This window comes from Vogesella oryzae (genome assembly GCF_902829295.1).
Taxonomy (GTDB): domain Bacteria; phylum Pseudomonadota; class Gammaproteobacteria; order Burkholderiales; family Chromobacteriaceae; genus Vogesella; species Vogesella oryzae.
This window is the reverse complement of the sequence record NZ_CADEPL010000054.1, coordinates 20,280-27,500: the sequence shown is the minus strand read 5'-3', so window position 1 is coordinate 27,500 and position 7,221 is coordinate 20,280. Positions and strand designations below refer to the sequence as shown.

Annotated in this window: 7 protein-coding genes and 2 rRNA genes (1 of these 9 cut by a window edge); 6 read left to right on the top strand and 3 right to left on the bottom strand. The window is 55.2% G+C overall.

The annotated features are described in order from the left end of the window. The 6 genes from HU218_RS14735 to ylqF form a co-directional block, all read left to right on the top strand. Positions 1-2,857, top strand: a 23S ribosomal RNA gene (locus HU218_RS14735) (it extends 31 nt beyond the left edge of the window). Positions 2,858-2,955: 98 nt separating this feature from the next. After that, a 5S ribosomal RNA gene (gene rrf / locus HU218_RS14730) occupies positions 2,956-3,068 on the top strand. A 436-nt stretch (positions 3,069-3,504) separates the two neighbouring features. Continuing rightward, on the top strand, positions 3,505-4,023 hold the full coding sequence (locus HU218_RS14725; protein WP_174875706.1) for a hypothetical protein: 519 nt from the start codon (positions 3,505-3,507) through the stop codon (positions 4,021-4,023). A gap of 17 nt (positions 4,024-4,040) precedes the next feature. After that, complete coding sequence (locus HU218_RS14720; RefSeq protein ID WP_174875705.1) at positions 4,041-4,391, top strand: DUF4870 family protein; 351 nt, start codon at positions 4,041-4,043, stop codon at positions 4,389-4,391. A 61-nt stretch (positions 4,392-4,452) separates the two neighbouring features. Next, positions 4,453-4,665 (top strand): DUF3820 family protein, encoded by a 213-nt coding sequence (locus HU218_RS14715; protein ID WP_174875704.1) that lies wholly within the window; start codon positions 4,453-4,455, stop codon positions 4,663-4,665. Positions 4,666-4,668: 3 nt separating this feature from the next. Continuing rightward, a complete protein-coding gene (ylqF, locus tag HU218_RS14710) occupies positions 4,669-5,607 on the top strand; it encodes a ribosome biogenesis GTPase YlqF (protein WP_174875703.1) in 939 nt (312 codons plus the stop codon). A gap of 39 nt (positions 5,608-5,646) precedes the next feature. On the opposite strand, the gene HU218_RS14705 is transcribed toward ylqF, so the two are convergent. Genes HU218_RS14705 through HU218_RS14695 form a run of 3 tightly spaced genes read right to left on the bottom strand, consistent with a single transcriptional unit; the run spans position 5,647 to position 7,193 of the window. Continuing rightward, entirely contained in the window at positions 5,647-6,216 is a 570-nt protein-coding gene (locus HU218_RS14705) for a nucleotidyltransferase family protein (RefSeq protein ID WP_174875702.1), read from the bottom strand. Continuing rightward, positions 6,209-6,640, bottom strand: coding sequence for a Holliday junction resolvase RuvX (gene ruvX, locus HU218_RS14700; RefSeq protein ID WP_174875701.1), 432 nt, complete (start codon positions 6,638-6,640; stop codon positions 6,209-6,211). The genes HU218_RS14705 and ruvX overlap by 8 nt, the downstream gene beginning before the upstream one ends. Beyond that, complete coding sequence (locus HU218_RS14695) at positions 6,633-7,193, bottom strand: YqgE/AlgH family protein (protein WP_174875700.1); 561 nt, start codon at positions 7,191-7,193, stop codon at positions 6,633-6,635. The genes ruvX and HU218_RS14695 overlap by 8 nt, the downstream gene beginning before the upstream one ends. Between the last annotated feature and the right edge of the window lie 28 nt (positions 7,194-7,221).

Sequence of the window (7,221 nt, the reverse complement as noted above, 5' to 3'; positions counted from 1 at the left end):
CTTGGCGATCACAGGCGATGAAGGACGTGCAAGCCTGCGAAAAGCAGCGGGGAGCTGGCAATGGAGCTTTGATCCGCTGATGTCCGAATGGGGAAACCCCTCCGCAAGGAGATCCTGCGCTGAATATATAGGCGTATGGAGGCGAACCGGGAGAACTGAAACATCTAAGTACCCCGAGGAAAAGAAATCAACCGAGATTCCGTAAGTAGTGGCGAGCGAACGCGGAAGAGCCTGTACGTGATAGCTGTTTGGTTAGAAGAAAGGTCCTGGAAAGGCCTGCCATAGTGGGTGATAGCCCCGTATTCGAAAACCGAATGGTGGTACTAAGCGTACGAGAAGTAGGGCGGGACACGCGAAATCCTGTCTGAAGATGGGGGGACCATCCTCCAAGGCTAAATACTCGTGATCGACCGATAGTGAACCAGTACCGTGAGGGAAAGGCGAAAAGCACCGCGGGAGCGGAGTGAAATAGATCCTGAAACCGGATGCATACAAACAGTGGGAGCCTCCTTGTGGGGTGACTGCGTACCTTTTGTATAATGGGTCAGCGACTTACATTCAGTGGCAAGCTTAACCGAATAGGGGAGGCGTAGGGAAACCGAGTCCGAATAGGGCGTCTCAGTCGCTGGGTGTAGACCCGAAACCGAGTGATCTATCCATGGCCAGGATGAAGGTGCGGTAACACGCACTGGAGGTCCGAACCCACTAGTGTTGCAAAACTAGGGGATGAGCTGTGGATAGGGGTGAAAGGCTAAACAAACTCGGAGATAGCTGGTTCTCCCCGAAAACTATTTAGGTAGTGCCTCATGTATCACTTCCGGGGGTAAAGCACTGTTATGGCTAGGGGGTCATTGCGATTTACCAAACCATGGCAAACTCAGAATACCGGAAAGTGCAAGCATGGGAGACAGACGGTGGGTGCTAACGTCCATCGTCAAGAGGGAAACAACCCAGACCGCCAGCTAAGGTCCCAAATGATCAGTTAAGTGGTAAACGAGGTGGGAAGGCCTAGACAGCCAGGATGTTGGCTTAGAAGCAGCCATCATTTAAAGAAAGCGTAATAGCTCACTGGTCGAGTCGTCCTGCGCGGAAGATGTAACGGGGCTCAAACTGATAACCGAAGCTGCGGATGTGCACTTTGTGCACGTGGTAGGGGAGCGTTCTGTAGGTCTGTGAAGGTGTGTCGTAAGGCATGCTGGAGATATCAGAAGTGCGAATGCTGACATGAGTAGCGATAAAGCGGGTGAAAAGCCCGCTCGCCGAAAGCCCAAGGTTTCCTACGCAACGTTCATCGGCGTAGGGTGAGTCGGCCCCTAAGGCGAGGCTGAAAAGCGTAGTCGATGGGAAACGGGTTAAAATTCCCGTACTTTCGTATAGTGCGATGTGGGGACGGAGAAGGTTAGGTCAGCGGCCTGTTGGAATAGGTCGTTCAAGCCGGTAGGCTGGAGAGGTAGGCAAATCCGCCTCTCCTTAAGGCCGAGAAGTGATAACGAGGGTCTACGGACCTGAAGTGACTGATACCACGCTTCCAGGAAAAGCCACTAAGCTTCAGCTATACGAGAACCGTACCGCAAACCGACACAGGTGGGCAGGATGAGAATTCTAAGGCGCTTGAGAGAACTCAGGAGAAGGAACTCGGCAAATTGACACCGTAACTTCGGGAGAAGGTGTGCCCCGGTAGCTTGTAGGAGAACATCCGAAGGGCGAAGGGGTCGCAGAGAATAGGTGGCTGCGACTGTTTAACAAAAACACAGCTCTGTGCCAACACGAAAGTGGACGTATACGGAGTGACGCCTGCCCGGTGCTGGAAGATTAAATGATGGGGTGCAAGCTCTTGATTGAAGTCCCAGTAAACGGCGGCCGTAACTATAACGGTCCTAAGGTAGCGAAATTCCTTGTCGGGTAAGTTCCGACCCGCACGAATGGCGTAACGATGGCCACACTGTCTCCTCCTGAGACTCAGCGAAGTTGAAATGTTTGTGAAGATGCAATCTACCCGCTGCTAGACGGAAAGACCCCGTGAACCTTTACTGTAGCTTTGCATTGGACTTTGAACAGGCTTGTGTAGGATAGGTGGGAGGCTATGAAGTACGGACGCTAGTTCGTATGGAGCCGTCCTTGAAATACCACCCTGGTGTGTTTGAGGTTCTAACCTTGGTCCGTGATCCGGATCGGGAACAGTGCATGGTAGGCAGTTTGACTGGGGCGGTCTCCTCCCAAAGTGTAACGGAGGAGTTCGAAGGTTACCTAGGTACGGTCGGAAATCGTGCTGATAGTGCAATGGCATAAGGTAGCTTAACTGCGAGACCGACAAGTCGAGCAGGTGCGAAAGCAGGACATAGTGATCCGGTGGTTCTGAATGGAAGGGCCATCGCTCAACGGATAAAAGGTACTCCGGGGATAACAGGCTGATTCCGCCCAAGAGTTCACATCGACGGCGGAGTTTGGCACCTCGATGTCGGCTCATCACATCCTGGGGCTGTAGCCGGTCCCAAGGGTATGGCTGTTCGCCATTTAAAGTGGTACGTGAGCTGGGTTCAAAACGTCGTGAGACAGTTTGGTCCCTATCTGCAGTGGGCGTTGGAAGTTTGACGGGGGCTGCTCCTAGTACGAGAGGACCGGAGTGGACGAACCTCTGGTGTACCGGTTGTGACGCCAGTCGCATCGCCGGGTAGCTAAGTTCGGAAGAGATAACCGCTGAAAGCATCTAAGCGGGAAACTTGCCTGAAGATGAGACTTCCCTGGAGGCTTGACCTCCCTGAAGAGTCGTTCGAGACCAGGACGTTGATAGGTCGGGTGTGGAAGCGCTGTGAGGCGTGAAGCTAACCGATACTAATTGCTCGTGAGGCTTGACTCTATCATTTGAGTGACTTTGCGCGATAAGTGTGAGCGAGATTCAGGATTCTACTGACCAGTATGACTGGTTTGGCTTCGACGATTTGTAGACAGTTTATGTCTGGTGGCCATAGCGAGGTGGTCCCACGCCTTCCCATTCCGAACAGGACCGTGAAACGCCTCAGCGCCGATGATAGTGCAGATACCTGTGTGAAAGTAGGACACCGCCAGACTCCCCCACAAGAAGCCCAGCTTGAGAGATCAAGCTGGGCTTTGTGCTTTGGAGTGGGGAAAGCAGTCGCCCGCGAGACGCCGCTCGTCCTGTGCTGACGACGGCCCACTACGCACGTGGTGGCCAACGTTGGCCGTACAACGACACCGCCAAACAGAAATCCCGCATACGCGGGCGTTGGTGTTTAATGGTATTTACTAGATTTTTATCTGAACTTTACGGTTGACGATGATGGTTCTAGTCGTCATTATGAACAGTATGACTACATTCAGTTGCAAGGCTTCCCGTGCTTATTATTATGGCTACCGCTCCTCTTTGGCGGCGCCAGGAACCTTCGCGAACTGATTTCAACGAACTTCCAACAATGCCGCCGTAACTGGCGGCATTGGTCTTTGTAAGTTGGCTAATTTTCCGGTTACGGCTCGAGGAGTAACAAAATGGAAAATAGTCGTCTTTGGTCGGAAATACTGTCACAACAGATGCCGACGGTCAGTTTGAATATCATTTGCGATACCGAGTTTTTTACCGCCGATGCCAATACGGCTGTAGCTACCTTATGGCTGTGGCAGCAGCACCGTTTGCCATGCATCATGGAGTCGCTGTTTCCCGAAGTGCGTTCGTTGGCATATATTGCCGCTGTTGATGGTCATCCCGAGGCGGGGGACTGGTTGGCAGCCCGTGTCGTGGTTTTTCAGCTTGAACACCTGATGCTGGGGCGTGATGAGATGTCTTTGATGGACGAAATCAACCGCAGCTTGAGGCGGTTAGGTGCCAAACTCGGTTTGGAGTTTTCGTCGTTGCGCTCATGTGCTGTTGGTGTTCTGCAGGAAGGTGCATTAGCTGCTTGCGGGCGTTTCCCGCTGCGACAGAAGCAGGCGTCTCCGGTTGTTCAGTCGCTGCAATTACGAAGCGACCTTGCCGAGCACTTACGAAACTTGCGGGCGGCAATGCCATGATCTGAAAGGAAGAAAATATGCATGAAGGCTATATCGAGCGTGTTCCGAACGAAGGTGATTCAAACCGCACCCTGACGCAAATTGTTTACATCTTGCAGGCATGCAGTTTACTTGTCGGTGTGACGGCGATCGTGGCGGTAATCATCAATTATGTGAAGCTCGACGATGTTCGTGGCACACGTTGGGAAAGCCATTTCCATTGGCAGATTCGTACTTTCTGGTGGGCGTTGGCTGGCTACGTGATTTCGGGACCTTTGTTCTTCCTGTTCGGACTGGGAGCCGTGTTGGCTTTCGCCGTTTGGGTATGGAGCATCTACCGGGTAGTAAAAGGCTACCTGGCACTTAATGATGGCAAACAACTCCCCTGATCCTGCTGCCGATACGGCCAATTTTTGGCACAATGCGCGGCTTCTCTCTGAATAACCCGCCATGGATGCTTCCCATCTGCAGCTACTGCTGACCCGCACTATGCCCTATGGCAAGTATAAGGGGCGGGTAATTGCCGATTTGCCCGGGCACTACCTCAACTGGTTCGCACGGGAGGGTTTCCCCCCTGGCGAGATTGGTCGCCTGCTGGCGCTGATGCACGAACTGGATCATAACGGTCTGAGCCATCTGCTCGACCCACTCAGAAAGCGATAGCCAATGGCCATTCAATGGTTCCCTGGCCACATGAACAAAGCCAAGAAGGAGCTGGAAGACCGTCTTGGTGGTATCGATGTGGTAATTGAAATGCTGGATGCCCGTCTGCCGGCATCAAGTGCCAATCCGATGATTGCCCGCCTGGCGCGGGGTAAACCGGCGCTGAAAGTATTGAACAAGCAGGATCTGGCTGATCCGCGAGTTACCGAGCAATGGCTGCAGTGGTATCGCAAGCAGCCTGGTACCCAGGCGCTGGGACTCGATGCTTCCGATGCCGCGCCGGCGCAGAAGCTGGTGGCCGCCTGCCGCGAGCTGGCGCCAGGTCGTGGCGGCATCGAAAAGCCGCTACGTGTGGTGATCTGCGGTATTCCCAACGTCGGTAAGTCCACACTGATTAACAGCCTGATGGGACGTCGCATCGCCAAGACCGGCAATGAACCCGGTATTACCAAGGGCCAGCAGCGCATCATGCTGGCAGACGATATCGAACTGTTCGACACCCCGGGCATGCTGTGGCCGAAGATTATCGTGCCGCAGGGTGGCTACAATCTGGCGGCCAGCGGCGCGGTTGGCCGCAATGCGCTGGACGAAGAAGAAGTGGTGCTGGAGCTGTTGCTGTACCTGATGAAGCGCTACCCGGCCGAACTGGATACCCGCTACAAGATCGGCGACATCGATGGCCTGCAGGATTGGCAGGTACTGGAACTGATCGGCAAGAAGCGCGGTGCGGTGTTGCCGGGTGGACGAATCAATATCCAGAAGGCTTCCGAGATCGTGCTGACCGATTTCCGCGATGGCAACATCGGCCGGATTTCATTGGAATTACCGGAAGAATGGGCGGCGTGGGAAAAAGCGGCCAAAGAAAATGAGGTGCTGCGCGCTGCGCAGAAGGAGAATGCTCGACTGGAGCGCGAAGAAAAGAAAAAGGGCGTGCGCAAGTAAGGTTTCGGATAAAAAACAGGCGGCTTGTTCCGCCTGTTTTTATTTTTGCACCGGTGCGATGCGCAGTTGCGGCCAACGTTGCAGCCAGTCTTTGTTTGCCAACCGCCGCTGCCACATTGCGTCGCCTCCGGTAAAAGCTGGATTGCGGTGTAGCTGCAAAGTGAGTAGCGGTTCCCAGCCAAGCGGAGCCAACCAGTGCAGCCGTTCAGTTACATCCAGACGGACGGCAAAGCAGGTCGCCGTTTCCGGCCAGTAGCCGATGGCCTCGTTACAGTCCAGATAGCGGGTATGTCCGTTGCGGACTGCCATGCGCGCCTGGTTACGTACCTGCCAAGGTGCGGCCAACTTGGCGCACAGTTGTTGTTGGTAGCGTAATTCTGCTTCGCAACTGGTATCGCGGTTGTCCAGATAGATAACATCTATGTCTTGCAAGGCGGTAGCGTGCGGATAGCCGTGCAGCCGGTCCCACGCCAGATTGCGGATGAAGCCGGCCGCCAGCCAGAAACCGCTACCAAGCTGATCTCGCACCAGCTGCAGACAGGACCAGCGCAAGGCATCGGCACGCAGTGCCTGGCGCAGCCATGTCGGTGGTGGGCAAGCCTCAGGCAATCGGTTCGCCCGGCTGCTCGAACCAGCCCATCAGAATCGCCTGTGCCGCGACCTGGTCCAGCATTTCTTTCTGCCGCCGGCCATAGACGCCGGCATCTTCCAGCAAGCCTTCGGCAATCACCGAAGTGAGCCGCTCGTCCACCAGCCAGACCGGCAAATTGAAGCGCCCCTTCAGGCGCTGCGCAAACTTGCGCGATAGGGCGGTAAGCTGGTGCTCGCTGCCATCCATATGGGTGGGCAGGCCGACCACGAAGCCGGTGATGCGCCACTCGTTGACCAGCTTGCCGATGGCGGCAAAGCGGACATCGTTGACTTCGCTGTTGATGGTTTCCAGCGGTGTGGCGATGCCGACTTCCGGCTCGCCGAGGGCAACACCGATGCGCTTCTCGCCAAAATCGAAACCCAGCACCGAGCCCTTATGCATGGCCGGATACACTGGTCAGCAAAGACGGGTCGAAGCCCAGCAGCTTGATGGCGCAGCTGTAGCGCTCCTCCACCGGAGTGTCGAACAGCACCCATTCCTCGGCCGGCACCGTCAGCCAGCCATTGTTGGCAATTTCTTCTTCCAGCTGGCCTTTTTCCCAGCCGGCGTAGCCCAGGCTCAGCAGCAGCTTTTCCGGTCCCTTGCCTTCCGATACCGCCGCTAGGATGTCCTTGGAGGTGGTCAGCGCCAGGTTGTCGGTAATGGTCAGTGTAGATTGCCAGTTGCCGATCGGGTTATGCAGCACGAAGCCGCGGTCCGGCTGTACCGGGCCACCGAAAAACACTGGCCAGGTACTGGCTTCACCTTCCGGTAGCGGCAGGTCGATCTGCTCCAAGAGCTGCGCCGCCACGATGCCGGATGGCTTGTTGATGATGACCCCCATCGAACCCTGTTCGCCATGCTCGCAGATATAGACGATGCTTTTGGCAAATAGCGGGTCCACCATGTCCGGCATGGCGATGAGGAAGTGATTGGCAAGAGAGAGCGTATCCATGGCTGCATTATGGCAACCAATGTCATGG